The sequence below is a fragment of the Fibrobacter sp. genome (assembly GCF_017551775.1).
GTDB lineage: Bacteria > Fibrobacterota > Fibrobacteria > Fibrobacterales > Fibrobacteraceae > Fibrobacter.
Genome location: NZ_JAFZKX010000068.1, coordinates 13,168 through 29,830 on the forward strand (window position 1 = coordinate 13,168; position 16,663 = coordinate 29,830).

The window sequence follows — 16,663 nt, forward strand, 5'->3', positions numbered from 1 at the left end:
GGAAAGGCTTTTCCTCGACCGTACCGACGAAGACTTCAAGAAAAACGTCTCACGCATTTTCGACAAGCTTTTTGACGGGGGAACCCAGAAATGAGCCGCATATGCATCGTCCTTGCGACCTACAACGGTGAGCGGTTTCTGGAAGAGATGCTTCAATCTCTCGTAAACCAGACCCGTCCCGCCGACAAAGTCATCGCCATCAACGACGCCTCGCAGGATTCCAGCGTCAGCATTCTCGAATCCTTCCAAGAAAAACTCCCGCTCGAAATATTCAGACAGGCGCAGAACGGCGGGCACTGCAAGGCATTCGCGACCGGGCTCGAACACGCGAGGCAATACGCAGGGCCAGGCGACCTGATTGCCCTTGCCGACCAGGACGACATCTGGAAGGCGGACAAGCTCGAGAAACTCGAAAAAGAAATCGGCAACCGCGCACTCGTTTTCGGGGACGCCGAAGTCATCGACAAAAGCGGAAACGTCATCCGCGATTCATGGCGCAAAGAAGCGCTCATCCAGAAAGCCATCCCCATCAAGGCGCAAATTGCGGGCATCAACAATGTAACTGGATGCCTATCGCTTTTCAAGGCGGAGCTTCTCGACATGATTCTCCCCATTCCGGAAGGCGTCACGGTACATGACCGCTGGGTCGCGATGATTGCCGAAAGGAACGGCGGAATCAAGGCCATCGACGATGCCGTCGTGCAATACCGCCTGCACGATTCAAACGCGGTCGGCGGAAAGCCCGCACCGGCCATGAGCAAGACGCTCGAAATTCAGCAGCGCTGGCTAAGGATGATTCTTGAAAACTGCGAGCGGCTCTCGCTCACTGCCGACGAAATCCTCTTCACGAAGCACTTGCTGAACCTTTCGCAAAAGCGCATGAACCGTTACTTCATGCCCTTCGAAATCCCGTGGGTTTTCGCGAACAGAAAGGTCCTCTTCGAAAAAGTTCCGGCACTCGCCTTGACCAAGAAAATTCTGTTTACCGTCATCGGGCTTCCGCTCGCAAAAAGAATCTGGAAAAAATCATGAGCGGAAGGACTGCCATAATTCTCGTGACCTTCAACGGTTGGGAAATGACCCGGAACTGTCTGAACGACCTGGCAGCGCAGCTAGGCGATTCCGCGCATTTCGTTGTCGCGGTCGCCGACAACGCGAGTACCGACAAAACCGTCGAGAACATCCGCAAAGACTTCCCCGCCGTACACCTGTACGCAAGTCCGACGAACGTCGGATTCGGCGCGGCGAACAACCTCGCCATCAAAGGGCTCCTCCGCGACGGAGAATCGTTCGATGCCGTATGCCTGCTCAACAACGACACCAGGCTAAAACCGGATACCCTTCCGCAGCTGCGGCTCGCCTGGGAACAGGCGCAAAAAATGGCCGAAGGCGAAGGCGGCAAATACGCCCTCGTAGCTCCAACCGTAAAGAATCCGGACGGAAGCAAGCAGCCGAACTATTTCGCGGGACTCGGGCCCGAAGGAATCGGGAGCCTGAAGTTTTTCACGAACGCCTTCCGAAACGAGAACGGCGCCGCCAAAATTTTGCAGGGTGTCCCGCAGGCGACTTCGCAGGCATCCCTCGCCGAAGTCCACTGGACCTCGGCGGTATGCTGGATGTTCGGGAAAGACCTCTTCGACGCCATCTGCAAGGATAATACCGAAGGCAAATTCTTCGACGAGAAAATCTTCATGTACTACGAAGATGCAGACGCAGCCCTCCGCGCGCGCCGTCTCGGCACAAGATTTTTCATCGCGGGCGACATTCCCCTCACGCACCTGGGGGGCGGTTCCGCCCAGAACAATACGAGACGCGCACTGCAGCACGACCGCGCGCAGCAGTACGTATTCAAGAAACATTTCGGCTTCCGCGGATTCCTGCTTTCCAAATCGTTCCGCTTCTGCCGCAGCCTCGTACGCATCGTTGCAAGCCTTCCCCGCTGCATCGGCACCAGAAACGGGGAAACACGTGCATACATCAAGCATCATTTCACCCTGATGAAGACAGCCCTATGGTAACGCTCATGAATATTCTCGCAAAACAAACAGCCCGCATGGCGATGCTTCTATCCATTTTTGTCGGCCTCCTCGCCACGGAAGGTCTCGCCGCCAAAAAGGGAGAACCCGCGGTAACGCACATCTCCTTCGCGGATTCCGCCAAGAACCATCTCGTCAACATCCGCGCGCAGATTTCGGATTCCGTGCTCGTCACCAACCTCGCGAACGCCCCGACGCACTACGACAACGCCATGTTCGTCCGCCTGTTCCTCGACGGCCACTTCACCCAGGCATTCCATTTCGACGCCCGCGTCATGGTGAGCAACGACTACACGAACCGCTACATCAACGACAACTTCTACCACCCGAGCGAAGGCCTTCCCTACAACAAGCAGAGCGAAACCAGGCGCACCTGGGACCAGTTCTCCGCCAAAATAGACTACCAGCTCAAGCCGGTCACGCTGCTCGCCGGATTCGACTACCTGGAATTCGGTCCCGCGCGCTACAACCATGTCATCCTGCGCGGCAACAGATCCATCGACCGTCCGTGGCAAGATACGACAAGCCGCATCTGGAGGCCGGCGCCCACGCCCTACTTCGGCTACCGTTTTGAAATCGGCCCCATCGAATACTCGCAATACGCCGCAAAGCTTTTCGAAAAGAAGAACAAGGGCAAGTACATGCATGCGCACAGGCTCGACCTGCACCTGCCCTTTAACATCACGCTCGGACTTTCCGAAACGGCGCTGTACGGATCCACCACGGAACCGGCGCACACCAATCCCAACGCCGATGCCGACAGCACCGATCGCGATTTCGAATGGAATTACGTCCTCCCGTTCATCATGTACAATTTCCAGGAACACATCCAGGGCGACCAGGACAACATATCTCTCGCATTCGACCTGAGCGTCCGTACGTTGCCGCACTGGGAATTCTACGGCGAACTCCTCTGGGACGACATGAAAACGCCCACGAGCATGTTCGACGACAGCTGGTGGGGCAACAAGTGGGGTGCAACGGTCGGTATCGCGCGCGACAGCCTCTACGTTGGACCGGTAAGGCTCGACATGTTCACGGAATACACGCGCATCGAACCTTGGGTCTACACGCACCACAAGGGCGGCGGATACACCTACGCAAGCTACTCGCAGAATCTCGGAAGCGACCTGGGACCCAACAGCCAAGAATTCCACGCCGAACTGAGCGCTACATACAAATTCATCAATGCAACGTTCTTTACGGGAAACGTCGCGAAAGATACGGCATTCGGCGGAAACATCACCGACATCCACGGCCCCGAAGACGCCATCAACAAGGTATTCCTCAACGAAGAGACCACGCTCCGCTACACCGAACTCGGCGCAAGGCTCGAAATTACTCCTTGGCACTGGATGAGCTTCCGCGCAGGCTACACGCGCTACTTCGGAGACTACGAAGGCTACAGGGCATCGGCGAGCGGTTCCCTGCAGTGGTAAAAATCTGAGTCAATTAAAAAAGCAGTTTAACGGCCTCGTCGCTATCGGCGGCGAGGGCTTTCTTTTTCCATTCGGGATCAAGCAGGAGTTTCGCCATGCTCGCAATGACCTGCGTATGCGCAGTCGCGGATTCCGCCGGTGAAAGCAGCACGCACAGGAACTGCGCCAAATCATTGTTGCGAACAGCTATCCCGCTAAAGCCCGCCGGGCATACGGCAAAAGCCATCAGCGGAGTCTTCAGTCCCGCAATGCGCGTATGGGGCAGCAGAAGCCCCTCGCCCATGTAGATTCCCTGCGATATGCGTTCCGTGAGGGCCTTCCAAGCCGCATTCGCATCGAAGGCGACACCAGCATGGACAAGCGCATCGTAGGCGTAACCCAGAGCGCGATTGAATGTTTCAGATGAAGGATAGTGCTTAAAGTAAACAGGAACCATTCGAGAGACAAACCAACCTTCGGAGCTTTACGCCAGCCCTAGGCCAGCGCCTTCTCCATGAACTCCAGCGCTTCCGGTTCGGTCGCCTTGACAATCAGCTTGAACTCTGCAAACAGAGCCCTCAACTGGCGCTTGCCCGGTTCGATGTACTGTTCGAATTTCTTGATTCCCTTCACCTTGCTGAGGAAGCAGTAGGCACCGAGCGCCTGCATCAAGCGCTGCAAACTGGCCTGGATAAAGCTATCCCAAGCATCTTCCTTGGTATAAGCCTGTACACGCTTGTTGTGCATGCGCCAGTATTCAAAGAAATCCTTGATCATTTCAACCGGCAGGCACACGTACGGATCCCACAGGAGGCTCGCGATATCGTAGAAAGCGGAACCACGGCGGGCACCCTGGAAATCGACGAAGGCGATTTCGGAATTCGGGCGTACCATGATGTTCTGGCTCTGGAAGTCGCGGTGCATCAGCACCTTGGGCTGGGCGTCCACGGCCACGGCCAGGAGCGAGAAGAAATTCTTGACACCCTGCGGAATTTCATTCAGACCGCAATGTCCCTTCAAGTAATTTTCCGTAAAGTAATCCGTCTCCCACTTGAGGGCGGCAAAATCAAAACGACGAATCCAGAGTTCTGTATGCGAACTGAAAATCGGCTGACTCGCATCCTGCCACTTGACAAGCGCGTCGATGACCGTCGGATAAAGAATTCTCTCGTTACCGGAACGGACACCCTCGTTCACGGGCGCCACTTCGTCCAGCAGGTTTCGCTTGCCCAAATCCTCCTGCAGCACCTGGCAGGCGGTCTCGTCGACGGCAAAGACCTGCGGCACCGGCAAACCGTAGCTGCGGAAGGTCTTGGAGAAATCAACAAAATGCCTGAAGTCTTCATTGACTTCGGCGCAGACCTGCAACACGCAGGACTTGCCACCTTCGGAAATACGGAAATACTGGCGGCCCGAGCCCGCACCCGCAATCGGGGAAACGGTGAAATTCTCGGTATAGCCGCGGGAAAGCAGGTAGCCTTTGATAACAGGAGAAATTTGCAAGGATTCGTTACTCATGTTAGTGAATATAGAAAAAGGCGAGCGACGCGACAAAGCATTTATACTTTGGCATGGCCGAGCCGAACTATATACACTCCGTAGGAGTGCCATATAGTAAAAGGAAGTTAATAGTTACCAGTCATTAGTTACTAGTTTTAATTAGGCGCCTGCGGCGCGATTATAAGAGCTAGAGGCCAGGAACTAGCGACCAGCGACCAATAAGTTGCTACGAGAACTTGATTCTCGGGTCCACTAGCGTGTACAGGATATCGCTAAACAAGCGCCCAATCATGGCCATAAGGCTGCTCAGGAAGATGATTCCCATAACAACGTTATAATCGCGATTCACCATGGAATTGTAATACAAAAGCCCCATGCCGTCGATATCGAAGACCTTTTCGATAAGGAGCGCGCCCGCGAACATGAGCGTGCAGATTTCGGAAAGGCGGGTCGCAATAGGAATAAGCGCGTTGCGGAGCGCATGGCGTACGAGCGCTTGGTTAAAGCTCATGCCCTTCGCGAGGGCCGTGCGCATATAGTCCTTGCCCAGTTCCTCGAGTGCCGAGTTCTTCATGAGGAAGGTCAGGAACGCGAACTCGCTAATCATGTAACAGAAAATCGGGAGGATCAAATGGTGCCCGAGATCCACGATTTTCCCGAAGAAACTGAAGTCCTCAAAGTCGTCGCTCGTGAGACCACCCAGCGGGAATATATCCAAATACGAACCGCCCGCAAGGAAGATGATGAGCAGAATGCCGAGCGCATATCCCGGCATCACGTAGCCCGAGAATATCACTCCCGAACTGAGCGAATCGAGTTTGCTCCCGTGATGCACCGCCTTCCAGAGGCCAAGCGGTATACAGACCAGGTAGCTCAGGAAGAACGACGTGATACCGAAGAAGAGCGAAATCGGGAAGCGGCTCACAATGACGTCCCAGACCGGAAGACCGTAGGTGTAGCTCGAGCCCAAGTCCAGGTGCAGCACGTTCCATAGCCACGTGAGGTAACGCTTCCAGGCGGGCTGGTCAAAACCGAAGTACGCCTGGATTTGCGCTATTTGGTCGGGCGACAAAGCCTTCGAGGCATCCACCCCGCCCTTCATTGCCGCGGCCTGCTGCGCACGCGAAATCATTTCCTCCACGGGGCCGCCCGGCAACATCTGGATGAGAATAAAGCACACCAGAGAAATCCCGATGAGCGTCGGGATCATGAGCAGCAAGCGGCGGAGGATATAGGATCTCATAGTTTGCCTTCGGCAAGTTCACAGTTCTTAGTTACTAGTTACTAGACTTCTTAATTTATAAATCTCTAGTAACTCAGAACTAGGAACTAGTAACTCACACTAACGCATCTTTCCGGAACGGAGCACGTCCATCATGTTGAAGGGCTTGGCGGTGCCGTTCGCGATGTGGCATGCGAGGAAGTTCACGGCATCCACGGTGCCTTCGGCGTAAATCTTGCGGCCGCACACGTTGTGCTGGAATTCGAAATGCACCGTGCCGTCTTCGCTGTCGAGGCTGTAGGTGTGGAAGGCGTGACCGCCGAGGTATTCCTCGGGCACGTGCATGCGTTCCATCTGTTCCTTCTCGTTACGCACCTTTTCGATGTCGTCCACAGAGAAGTCAAAGCCCATCTTCTGGAAGTCGCCCACCACGGCCCTAGCCGTACCGCTCGTGTCGGCCTTGGTCTTCTGGTGGCTTTCAACCACGGAGAGCTTGTAGCCGTTGAACGCAGTCGGGAATTCCTTGGCGAGAAACTCAATCATCATCTGGAAGGCGACAATCTGCTTGGCCATGTTCGGGGCGATGACGCTCGGGTGGTTCGCGTCGGCCACGAGTTTGGCAAGCGCTTCGCGATCACCGCCGGTCGTGCCCATCACGAACGGAATCTTGTGGTTCACGTAGAAGGCGGCATTGTCGTTCACGGCCGTCGGGTGCGTATAGTCGATGCAAATCATGTTCGGGTACTTCGCAAGCACCTCGCCGATGCGGGCTTCACGGTTAGAGGGCTTCAAAAGCTGGATGGTCTTCCCCGCCACTTCGGCTTCGTTTTCCACGATAATTTCACCCGTCAAGGAATACGGGACGAGTTCCAAACCGCGGGCGACGCACGTTTCGGCCACGATGCGGCCCATGCTACCCGGAATACCATTAACCATCACTTGTACGGACATAAAAACTCCTGTTTTTTTTAAACGCAAAAATAATTAAATACGCCACCTTTAATAATCGTATCAAGAAAAAAAGCGACTTAAAAGATTTAATGCCAATCTAGTCGCGCGTAATAAAATTTTTACGGTGTTTGCAGAAAATGGATAACATATGGTATCACAAATTGTGGGTGTAATTCCTTAAAATTATCATCCATGAAACGAAAAACTGATGAAGAACGTGCATTCGACAAAGCCCTCGCGCAAATTATCCTAGCACGGCGAGCGCAGTTGGACCTTTCACAGTTATACATCAGCATCAAATCCGGCATTTCAAGAATCACTATAGGAAAATGGGAAAGAGGTCTAAAAACGCCAGTAGCGTTCGACCTCTACAACGTTCTGAAAGTTCTTTACGACGACCCTTCGGACTTTTTGAGCGATCTTTTCAAGACCTACGAAAAGGATGCCTTGCCCATACGCGAAGCCGCCGACAAGAAAAAATACCTTGATTACATCAAGCAGACTAGCAAAAAAAAGAAAAACAACCCCAGCAAATAGCCGGCTGCGCTAAGCATTTTCGTCAAGCCAACGCTGCAAAATAATGGCTGCAGCCAGCTGGTCAATCACCGCCTTGTTCTTCTGCTTTTTCTTCTTGCTGAAATGCGAAGTCTTTTCCTGCGCCTGCACGCTCGAATACGATTCGTCCTGCGTGTAAACAGGAATCCCCGGAAAACGGAGCTTCAGGTCCTCGACAAACTTCTCCACCACAACGTTCTTGCCGTCAGTGCGGCCATCCGGATGATAGGGCATCCCCACCACGAATGCGTCAATCTTGTTTATCTTCACCAGTTCGTCTAGCCGGACAAACAAGTTTGTCGTCTTCTGGTCAATCGTCTCGCGGGAAAAAGCCATGCGCAGTTCGGAATCGGCAAATGCGACTCCAACACGATGTTCGCCATAATCAAGGGCCAGGTAATTCATAGTTGATTGCGGCTATGCCGCAGTTCTGAGTTCCTAGTTACGAGTTACAAGAAAAGGAATTATTGAATGCTGTTTTAATTTGAAAACACCAAAACAATATAACAAAATCGTGAAAAAGACGCAATAATCAACAACAGTTCATTTTTAAGTCTTTTTTTACATTTCATCGCCCGATTTTCTAGTAACTAAGAACTAGTAACTAGTAACTTTTGCTAAATTTCCCCCCACTATGAGCAATTTGAAGAACGATTTGTGGGTCGGCGTGGACGTAGGTTCCACCACCGTGAAGATTGCGGTCGTCGATCCCGAGACCAACAAGCTTTTGCACTACACGTACCAGCGCCACAACGCCATGCAGGCGAAAAAGGTCCACGAGGTCCTCAGGGAGGCGCACGGTCTTTTCCCCGACAAAAACTTTAGGGTCGCCTTCTGCGGTAGCGGAGGCCAGCCGTTCGCCGAGGCCACGCACGCCTTCTTCGTACAGGAAGTCGTCGCGAACGCCCTCGCCGTGCGCGCCACCTATCCCGAATCCAGGGTCGCCATCGAACTCGGCGGTCAAGACGCGAAGGTCGTTTTCTTCGAAAAAGACAAGACTACCGGCAAACTCATCGCATCTGACATGCGCATGAACGGCGTGTGTGCTGGCGGTACCGGCGCATTTATCGACCAGGTGGCGGAACTCCTCCGCATCAAGACCGAGGCCTTCGAAGGGTTCGCCAAGCGCGGCCAGAAGGTCTACGAGATTTCGGGCCGTTGCGGCGTGTTCGCGAAGACCGACATCCAGCCGATGCTCAATAACGGTGTCGCCAAGGAAGATATCGCCCTTTCGAGCTTCCACGCCATCGCGAAGCAGACCATCGGCGGTCTCGCCCAGGGTATGGAAATCAAGCCGCCCGTGATTTTCGAGGGTGGCCCGCTCACGTTCAACCCGACGCTCGTCCGCGCATTCAAGGAACGCCTGGGCATCTCCGACGAACAGGCCATCGTGCCGGAACACTCCGAAGTGCTCGTGGCCATGGGTGCAGCCCTCTCGCTGGGCTCCATGTTCGCAGGCCAGGAATGCCAGTACCGCATGGAAGGCTCGCTCGACGCGCTCGTGCACTTCAACGAGACCCGCCAGGCCGAAAACAAGGCCAAGGCCGCAGCCGACCTGTTCTTCAAGAACGACGCCGAATACAAGATGTTCCTCGAAGAACACAAGATGGCGGACAACCACTACCCGCAGCCAGCTTCGGGTTCTACCATCAACGCCTACCTGGGTATCGACGCCGGTTCCACCACCACGAAATTCGTGCTCCTCGACGAGCAGGACAAGGTGATCGACGGCTTCTACGCGAGCAACGACGGTGAACCACTCGCCGTCTTGAAGCGCGCCATGAACGAACTTGCCGACCGCTACGAAGAATACGGCTGCAAGCTCAACATCCTGGGCGTGGGAACCACCGGTTACGGTGAACAGCTCTTCGCGAAGGCCGTCCATGCCGACTACCATACCGTGGAAACGGTCGCGCACGCGAACGCCGCCCAGCGCCTCTGCCCCGACGTGAGCTTCATCCTCGACATCGGTGGCCAGGACATGAAGGCCATCTCCGTCCAGGACGGCGTCGTCACCGGCATCATCCTGAACGAGGCTTGCTCCTCGGGTTGCGGTTCGTTCATCGAGACCTACGCCCGCAGCCTCGGCATCCCGATGGAAAAGATCGCAGAACTCGCTTTCAACGCGAAGAGCCCCTCGCAGCTCGGCAGCCGCTGTACGGTGTTCATGAACAGTTCCATCATCACGGAACAGCGCGACGGCAAGCAGCCCGAAGACATCATCGCGGGTATCTGCCGTTCCATCATCAATAACGTCTTTACGAAGGTCATCCGCATCCGCAACCTGAACACCCTCGGCAAGAAGGTCGTGGTGCAGGGCGGTACCTTCAAGAACAACGCGGTCCTCCGCGCCTTCGAGCAGTACACCGGCCTCAAGCCCATCCGTCCCGAACGTCCGGGCGAAATGGGCGCTATCGGTATCGCGCTCCTCACCCGCAAGTTCATGGAAGAGCGCCGCAAGGAGAACCCGGAACTCAAGTCGAGCTTCATCGGGCTTGACGCCATGAGGACATTCAGCTGGCACAACCAGCCGGGCCAGCTCTGCCAGTACTGCACCAACCACTGCTCGCGCACCATCGTGACCTTCAGCGACGGCCAGAGCTTCGTCACCGGCAACCGCTGCGAACGCGGCGAAGTCACCGCCGACCCGAACGACCCGAAGACGAAGGCCCTCATCGCCGAAATCAACAAGAAGATGCAGTCCGTGCCCGACATGATCAAGCGCACGAACCAGCTCCTGGTGAAGGACTACGCCCCGGCCAAGCTCGTCGAGAACACGGGCAAGACCATCGGTATCCCGCGCGCGCTCGAATTCTGGGCATCCCTCCCCTTCTGGAAGGCTTTCTTCACAAGCCTCGGTTACACCGTCGTCGTGAGCCGCCAGAGCGACTACAAGATGTTCGAAGCGGGCCTCCACAGCGTGCCCTCCGACACGGTCTGCTTCCCGGCAAAGCTCGTGCACGGCCACGTGCTCAGCCTCATCGAAAAGAAGGTCGACCGCATTTTCTTCCCGATGATGATCGCCATCCCGAGCGACCACACCAAGTTTACCGCCACCTCCGTGTGCCCCGTGGTGCAGGCCTACCCGAACGTGTGCAAGAACACCGACGAGCCCGAAAAGAACTACGGCGTGCCGATGGACCAGCCGATTTTCCACTGGTTCAACACGAAGCTCCGCCGCAGCCAGACCGTCGACTGGTTCCACGAACACTGGAATCTCGACAAGAAGCTCCTGAACAAGGCCGTCGACGAAGGCGAAAAGGCCCTCAACAGCTACCGTACCACGCTCCTGGAAGAAGGCCAGAAGATTCTTGACGACGTTCGCGCGAAGAACACCTTCGCCGTCGTGATTGCGGGCCGTCCGTACCATGCGGATACGCTCATCAACCACAACATCGCAAGCCACTTTACCGCCATGGGCATCCCGGTGCTCACCACCGAATCGCTCCCGGGCGTGTACGACCAGGATGTGCCGAACCACACCCGTATCGAAATCAAGAACACGTTCCACCTCCGCATGATTGGCGCCACCATGATTGCGGCGAAGGACCCGAACATCGAACTTGCCCAGATCGTGAGCTTCGGTTGCGGTCACGATTCCATCTTGACCGACGAAATGATGCGCATGCTGCACCTTGATTCCAACAAGGAAATGCTCATGCTCAAGCTCGACGAAGGCGACGCCCGCGGCCCGGTGGGAATCCGCATCAAGAGCTTCATCGAGACGGTGAAGGCCCGCCGTGCGGCGAACCTCCCCGACAAGCCCGAAAGCAAGGAACCGCTGTACCATACGCCGTTCCTCCCCGAGGACAAGACCCGCCGCCGCATCTTGACGCCGAACCTCTCGCCCGCATTTACCGTGCTCGCGAGCGAATACATGAAGCGCGAAGGCTACATCGCCGAATACCTGCCCGTGGCCGACAAGAAGGCCATCGAGCTCGGCAAGAAGTTTGTCCACAACGATATCTGCTTCCCCTGCCAGGTGAACATCGGCGAAGCGCTCAAGTGGCTCGTCGATCATCCCAACGTTCCGCAGAAATCCGTCTCGATGTGCCTCGCGAAGAACTGCGAAAACTGCCGCGCCGTGCAGTACGCCGTGCTCGCCCGCAAGGCGCTCGACGAAGCCGGATTCAAGGACGTCACCATCATCACCACCGGTATCGACTACAAGGGCATGCATCCCGGCTTCCAGCTGGGCCTCGACTTCCGTCTCCACATGCTGTGGGGCCTCGTCACCATGGATGCCATCGAGACGATGTACCGCGCGGTTCGCCCCTACGAAGTCAACAAGGGCGAAACCCAGAAGGTTTACGATGAATGGATGCCGAAGGTGATCGCCGTTGCAGGCCACCTCACCACCTCTCAGCTGGTGCGCCCCTCCAAGCTCATCGAAGTCTTCGAACAGTGCATCGACGCATTCAACGCCATCGAGATTACCCCCGAACGCAGAAGGGGCATCCGCAAGCCTCGTGTCGCCGTGCTCGGTGAAATCCTCATGAACTACCACCCGAGTGCAAACGGATTCGTGGAAGAATACCTCATGAACAACGGGATGGAAGTCTACCTCCCCGGCATGACGGACTTCTTCCGCGTCGACGAAGTGGTGCGCAGCGAAAAGATCAAGCGCGGCTTCTCGGCGAACCCGCTCATGGACCGCGTGGAAGGCGGCGTGACGGCCAGGGTCTACACCCACGCCGTGGAAACCGCCCGCAAGTCCATGCACAAGTTCAAGCTCTATGAGCACCACGCCGACTGCTACGAACTGGTGAACTATGTCTCGGATATCATCGACCCGACATACAACACCGGCGAAGGCTGGCTCATCCCGGGCGAAATCCTGTACAACGCGCAGCACGGCGTGAACAGCTACATCATCCTGCAGCCGTTCGCCTGCCTTGCGAACCACATCAGTGGCCGCGGCCTCACCAAGGCCGTGAAGGAACGCTGCCCGCACATACAGATTTTGAGCCTCGACTACGATCCGGATACGAGTTTCGCGAACATCGAAAACCGTCTCCAGATGCTCATCATCAATGCGCGCGAACTGGAAAAAGCGAACCAAGCTTAAATGAAAGAACAAAAGTTATTGGTCATTAGTCACTAGTTCTTAGTTAGATAAAAGCGCCTTTGGCGCCTAGCTAAGTTCTATTGACCATTGACTAGTGACTAACAACTAAAGAAATAACACATGTTAAACGTCTCTAATGTCAGTCTTCAATACGGTAGCCGAGTCCTCTTCAAGGAAGTGAACCTCTCGTTCAAGCGCGGCAACTGCTACGGAGTCATCGGCGCGAACGGCGCCGGCAAGTCAACCTTCCTCAAGATCCTTTCGGGCGAACTCGAACCCAACACCGGCGAGGTCACCAAGGATCCGGGCGAACGCATCGCCGTCCTCAAGCAGGACCACTTCGCCTACGAACAGAACACCGTTCTCGAAACCGTGATGATGGGCTTCCCCGAGCTCTACGAACTCAGCAAGAAGCGCGATGAACTTTACGCCCTGCCCGAAATGACCGAAGAACAGGGCATGCAGGCGATGGAAATCGAAACCCGCTTCGGCGAAATCGGCGGTTACGAAGCCGATTCCAGCGCAGCCGTGCTCCTCAAGGGCCTCGGCATCCCCGAAGAATTCCACTACAGCCTCATGGCAGACCTCGACGGCGGCCAGAAAATCCGCGTCCTCCTCGCCCAGGCCCTCTTCGGCAACCCCGATATCCTCCTGCTCGACGAACCGACGAACCACCTTGACCTCGAAACCGTCGGCTGGCTCGAAGACTACCTCGAACGCTTCGAGAACATCGTCATCGTGGTGAGCCACGACCGTCACTTCCTCAATGCGGTCTGCACGCACACCTGCGATATCGACTACGGCAAAATCAACATCTACGGCGGTAACTACGAATTCTGGTACGCAGCTAGCCAGCTCGCCCAGAAGCAGCGCAAGGACCAGAACCGCCGCGCCGAAGAAAAGATTGAAGAATTGAAGGCGTTCATCCGCCGCTTCGCCTCTAACGCAGCCAAGGCCAAGCAGGCCACAAGCCGCAAAAAACTCCTCGACAAGATGACCGTCGAAGAAATGCCGGCATCGAGCCGCAAGTTCCCGTGGGTCAACTTCAAGATGGAACGCGAACCGGGCAAGATCGTGCTCGAAGTCAAGAACGCCGACATCGACGGTGGCGACGGCATCATCTGCAAGGGCCTCAACTTCAGCCTCAATAACGGGGACAAGGTCGCGCTCGTCGGTGAATACGACACGCTCAAGACGGCCTTCTTCCAGCTTATCGCCGAAGAGACGAAGGCTCCCGAAGGCGTGCTCAAGTGGGGCAACACCATCAGCTACAGCTACTTCCCGAAGAACAACGACGCCTACTTCGGCTGCGACCTCTCCCTCGTGGATTGGCTGCGCCAGTACAGCAAGGAACAGGACGAAACCTTCATCCGCGGGTTCCTCGGCCGCATGCTCTTCACCGGCGAAGAAGCCCTCAAGAGCGCGAACGTCCTTTCCGGTGGCGAAAAGGTGCGCTGCATGCTCAGCCGCATGATGCTCAGCAACGCGAACTGCCTCTTGCTCGACGAACCGACGGCACACCTCGACTTGGAAGCCATTACGGCCCTCAACAACGGCCTCACCGCATTCCAGGGCCCCATCATCTTCTGCTCGCAGGACCACGAATTTGTACAAACTGTCGCAAACCGTGTCCTCGAACTCACGCCGAACGGAGTGCTCGACCGCAGCATCACCTTCGACGAATGGCTTGAAAGCAAAAAAACGAGGAAAAAGTAAAAAAACGTCCGGAACGATTGCTGTTCATCGCCTGTTTTTTGCACATAAATCAGCTATATGGCCCTTCATCCAGAAGGGCCTTTTTTTGGGCTTGGAAAAATATATTTTACTCGCAAAACAATAAAAAGGAGAACTTCATGACAGCATTTATTCGAACTCTCGTAGCCATCGCTGCCATATTTACCGTTAGCACTTTTGCCGCAGAAAAGGTCTATATGCCTCCCGTCGGCACCACCAATATCCACAACGACTACGGTATCGCCGCCCAGAAATTGATGAAGACCTATATCGAAGACGACGGACGTTTTGTCCTTATCGTAGGTACCGCAAGCGACAGCGTCGACATCGGCAATTTCGAAACTGTAAAGAAAAAGGCCACGGAAAAGGGATGCTCCAAGATTCTCATCGCCGAATTCACGCGCCTGGGCGAACACGTCATCCTCTCGTTCAAGCTCTACAACACGAGCAACGAATCGCCCATCTGGCAAGACCGCATGAAGGCGGCCAATCCCGACGATTTCGACCCCATCATCCAGCGCATGGCGCGCACCGTCGGCACTAAGGAAAAAGCCACAACCAACCAAGACATCTACAACGTCACCGAACAAGAGAACAAGCGTCGCAAGCACCTGAAGGCGTACTCCTACTTCGGCGTCGGACTCGGCGGCATGCTCCCGCTCTCCCCCTCCGTCGAAATGGTTCCCGGCATAGACATCTTCGGCATGTACGACACCCAGAGTTTCCTCATCGGCCTCGACGTGAGTCTTCGCGGCATCGACGAGCAATCCAGCTACGTCTACGGAGACTTCGAGATTTCAGCCTACTACGCCTTCGGTCGCAAGTTCATCGCCCCCTATCTCGGTGCCGGCATGAACTACGCCGCAGTCGAATACACCTCTGAAGTCTCCCATTCGAACATCGTGGAAGAATACGATCGCTCCACCAACAACATCAGGACAACGACCCGCACGGAAAAAGAATCCTACACGGATTCGAAATCCGGTATCGGCGCCTTTGTCGGCGGCGGCCTGATGTTCAACCGCGCAAGCAACATCGTCCTCTTCCTCGAGGCGAAATACTTCGTGAACTTCTTCAAGCTCACGGAAGCCAAGCGCGAAGTTTCCAACGAGCAGTGGAACGATTACTATTTCAACAACATCGACCTGCCCAGCGAATCCAACAAGCTGCTCCAGGGCTTCATGTTCAACCTCAAGATCGGTTACGGCTTCTAGGGTTTGACGCATGCGTATCGCTGCAATCGCCATAATTTCGGTAGTCGCGCTCTCGCTTAGCGGGTGCTACCTGAGCCGCACGCACCTGCACACGACCGACGGCCAAAGCTACCAGATTTACGGTAACGGCGTCCTGCTCTGCGAAGACAGCCAGGACTGCTCCATAACCCAACATGGAGTGCCACACCGCATAGAACTCGAGGCCGTCAAGAACGGAACCGTCGTAGGCAAAAAGACGATCAGGCGCCAAATCACAACGGAATCTTTCCTCTGGGGATTCGCAACGTACTTCACCTCTCTTTACATATACCAGGCCTATCCCAAAAATGTTTACATCCCTGTCGATTACAATAACGAAATCGTGAACGGCGCAATCACCGAAACCAAGACCGTCGACTGGAGCAAGTCCCCGTTCGAGAACGGCAACAGCGCCTGGGATGCCGTTTCGCAGCCGGAGAATGTACCAGAAAAACAGCCGGAACCCCAAGTTCAAGTCGCACCACCGGTCATGCCGGAATATTAAGCGTTTGCGGGCTATTTTTTTTGCCCGCAGCCGCCGTTTCTAGTTGACAACAAGTGAAATATTTTTATATTTGGCACGTAACCAAAAGGACGTAGTAGATGTTGAATCGAAAGAATATCATTCTTATTGCCATCGGCGTTTTACTGCTCGTCATCGGGTTCCTCTGCCTCGCCACAGGCCCCGCAGACAATCCGGTCAGTCTCACGGTTGCACCGATTATCCTGGTAATTGCCTACATGGTCGTGATTCCCATCGGAATCCTCTTCACCGGCAAAAAGCAGGACAAGCAGGAGTAAAATCCCGGGCGATTAGCTCAGTTGGTTCAGAGCGTCTGCCTTACAAGCAGAATGTCAGCGGTTCGAATCCGTTATCGCCCACTACCGAAAATCGGAAACGATTTGGGGTGGTAGCTCAATTTTGGTTAGAGCACCGGCCTGTCACG

15 protein-coding genes and 1 tRNA gene are annotated in these 16,663 nt (G+C 55.2%); 10 read left to right on the top strand and 6 right to left on the bottom strand.

Annotated elements, in window-relative coordinates; genetic code table 11:
* Nucleotides 1-35 precede the first annotated feature (35 nt).
* A complete protein-coding gene (locus tag IK012_RS13610) occupies nt 36-107 on the bottom strand; it encodes a hypothetical protein (protein WP_367273785.1) in 72 nt (23 codons plus the stop codon).
* Here IK012_RS13610 and IK012_RS07985 point away from each other — a divergent pair.
* Genes IK012_RS07985 through IK012_RS07995 form a run of 3 tightly spaced genes read left to right on the top strand, consistent with a single transcriptional unit; the run spans nt 91 to nt 3,475 of the window.
* Nucleotides 91-1,032 (top strand): glycosyltransferase, encoded by a 942-nt coding sequence (locus IK012_RS07985; protein ID WP_290952862.1) that lies wholly within the window; start codon nt 91-93, stop codon nt 1,030-1,032. The genes IK012_RS13610 and IK012_RS07985 overlap by 17 nt on opposite strands.
* Entirely contained in the window at nt 1,029-2,018 is a 990-nt protein-coding gene (locus IK012_RS07990; protein WP_290952865.1) for a glycosyltransferase family 2 protein, read from the top strand. The genes IK012_RS07985 and IK012_RS07990 overlap by 4 nt, the downstream gene beginning before the upstream one ends.
* A complete protein-coding gene (locus IK012_RS07995) occupies nt 2,012-3,475 on the top strand; it encodes a hypothetical protein (RefSeq protein WP_290952867.1) in 1,464 nt (487 codons plus the stop codon). Before IK012_RS07990 ends, IK012_RS07995 begins: the two co-directional genes overlap by 7 nt.
* Nucleotides 3,476-3,488: 13 nt before the next feature.
* On the opposite strand, the gene IK012_RS08000 is transcribed toward IK012_RS07995, so the two are convergent.
* From IK012_RS08000 to dapB, 4 genes are all read right to left on the bottom strand, one after another.
* Nucleotides 3,489-3,911 carry a PTS sugar transporter subunit IIA gene (locus IK012_RS08000; RefSeq protein ID WP_290952870.1) on the bottom strand — a complete coding sequence of 141 codons (423 nt, stop codon included), beginning with the start codon at nt 3,909-3,911 and terminating at the stop codon, nt 3,489-3,491.
* A gap of 38 nt (nt 3,912-3,949) precedes the next feature.
* Nucleotides 3,950-4,972, bottom strand: a complete 1,023-nt coding sequence (locus IK012_RS08005) for a phosphotransferase (RefSeq protein WP_290952872.1) — start codon at nt 4,970-4,972, stop codon at nt 3,950-3,952.
* Between the two features lie 208 nt (nt 4,973-5,180).
* Entirely contained in the window at nt 5,181-6,197 is a 1,017-nt protein-coding gene (locus tag IK012_RS08010; protein WP_290952874.1) for an ABC transporter permease subunit, read from the bottom strand.
* Nucleotides 6,198-6,296: 99 nt separating this feature from the next.
* On the bottom strand, nt 6,297-7,127 hold the full coding sequence (dapB, locus tag IK012_RS08015; RefSeq protein ID WP_290952876.1) for a dihydrodipicolinate reductase: 831 nt from the start codon (nt 7,125-7,127) through the stop codon (nt 6,297-6,299).
* Nucleotides 7,128-7,319: 192 nt separating this feature from the next.
* Here dapB and IK012_RS08020 point away from each other — a divergent pair, with 192 nt between their 5' ends.
* On the top strand, nt 7,320-7,664 hold the full coding sequence (locus IK012_RS08020) for a helix-turn-helix domain-containing protein (protein WP_290952879.1): 345 nt from the start codon (nt 7,320-7,322) through the stop codon (nt 7,662-7,664).
* 9 nt (nt 7,665-7,673) lie between these two features.
* On the opposite strand, the gene ruvX is transcribed toward IK012_RS08020, so the two are convergent.
* Nucleotides 7,674-8,087: a Holliday junction resolvase RuvX gene (gene ruvX, locus IK012_RS08025; RefSeq protein WP_290952882.1), complete on the bottom strand. Its 414-nt coding sequence runs from the start codon at nt 8,085-8,087 to the stop codon at nt 7,674-7,676.
* A 229-nt stretch (nt 8,088-8,316) separates the two neighbouring features.
* On the opposite strand from ruvX, the gene IK012_RS08030 reads away from it, so the two are divergent.
* From IK012_RS08030 to IK012_RS08055, 6 genes are all read left to right on the top strand, one after another.
* On the top strand, nt 8,317-12,750 hold the full coding sequence (locus IK012_RS08030; RefSeq protein ID WP_290952885.1) for an acyl-CoA dehydratase activase: 4,434 nt from the start codon (nt 8,317-8,319) through the stop codon (nt 12,748-12,750).
* Nucleotides 12,751-12,870: 120 nt separating this feature from the next.
* On the top strand, nt 12,871-14,466 hold the full coding sequence (locus tag IK012_RS08035) for an ABC-F family ATP-binding cassette domain-containing protein (RefSeq protein WP_290952890.1): 1,596 nt from the start codon (nt 12,871-12,873) through the stop codon (nt 14,464-14,466).
* 137 nt (nt 14,467-14,603) lie between these two features.
* Nucleotides 14,604-15,698 (top strand): hypothetical protein, encoded by a 1,095-nt coding sequence (locus IK012_RS08040; protein WP_290952893.1) that lies wholly within the window; start codon nt 14,604-14,606, stop codon nt 15,696-15,698.
* Nucleotides 15,699-15,708: 10 nt separating this feature from the next.
* A complete protein-coding gene (locus tag IK012_RS08045) occupies nt 15,709-16,221 on the top strand; it encodes a hypothetical protein (protein ID WP_290952895.1) in 513 nt (170 codons plus the stop codon).
* Nucleotides 16,222-16,319: 98 nt separating this feature from the next.
* Nucleotides 16,320-16,517 carry a hypothetical protein gene (locus IK012_RS08050; protein ID WP_290952898.1) on the top strand — a complete coding sequence of 66 codons (198 nt, stop codon included), beginning with the start codon at nt 16,320-16,322 and terminating at the stop codon, nt 16,515-16,517.
* 6 nt (nt 16,518-16,523) lie between these two features.
* Nucleotides 16,524-16,598 (top strand) — tRNA-Val (locus tag IK012_RS08055).
* Nucleotides 16,599-16,663: the final 65 nt, after the last annotated feature.

Bases quoted from the DNA above. Each gene is read 5' to 3' on its own strand.
- IK012_RS07985 (WP_290952862.1), top strand. From the start codon at position 91: ATGAGCCGCATATGCATCGTCCTTGCGACCTACAACGGTGAGCGGTTT.
- IK012_RS07990 (WP_290952865.1), top strand. From the start codon at position 1,029: ATGAGCGGAAGGACTGCCATAATTCTCGTGACCTTCAACGGTTGGGAA.
- IK012_RS07995 (WP_290952867.1), top strand. From the start codon at position 2,012: ATGGTAACGCTCATGAATATTCTCGCAAAACAAACAGCCCGCATGGCG.
- IK012_RS08000 (WP_290952870.1), bottom strand. From the start codon at position 3,911: ATGGTTCCTGTTTACTTTAAGCACTATCCTTCATCTGAAACATTCAAT.
- IK012_RS08005 (WP_290952872.1), bottom strand. From the start codon at position 4,972: ATGAGTAACGAATCCTTGCAAATTTCTCCTGTTATCAAAGGCTACCTG.
- IK012_RS08010 (WP_290952874.1), bottom strand. From the start codon at position 6,197: ATGAGATCCTATATCCTCCGCCGCTTGCTGCTCATGATCCCGACGCTC.
- dapB (WP_290952876.1), bottom strand. From the start codon at position 7,127: ATGTCCGTACAAGTGATGGTTAATGGTATTCCGGGTAGCATGGGCCGC.
- IK012_RS08020 (WP_290952879.1), top strand. From the start codon at position 7,320: ATGAAACGAAAAACTGATGAAGAACGTGCATTCGACAAAGCCCTCGCG.
- ruvX (WP_290952882.1), bottom strand. From the start codon at position 8,087: ATGAATTACCTGGCCCTTGATTATGGCGAACATCGTGTTGGAGTCGCA.
- IK012_RS08030 (WP_290952885.1), top strand. From the start codon at position 8,317: ATGAGCAATTTGAAGAACGATTTGTGGGTCGGCGTGGACGTAGGTTCC.
- IK012_RS08035 (WP_290952890.1), top strand. From the start codon at position 12,871: ATGTTAAACGTCTCTAATGTCAGTCTTCAATACGGTAGCCGAGTCCTC.
- IK012_RS08040 (WP_290952893.1), top strand. From the start codon at position 14,604: ATGACAGCATTTATTCGAACTCTCGTAGCCATCGCTGCCATATTTACC.
- IK012_RS08045 (WP_290952895.1), top strand. From the start codon at position 15,709: ATGCGTATCGCTGCAATCGCCATAATTTCGGTAGTCGCGCTCTCGCTT.
- IK012_RS08050 (WP_290952898.1), top strand. From the start codon at position 16,320: ATGTTGAATCGAAAGAATATCATTCTTATTGCCATCGGCGTTTTACTG.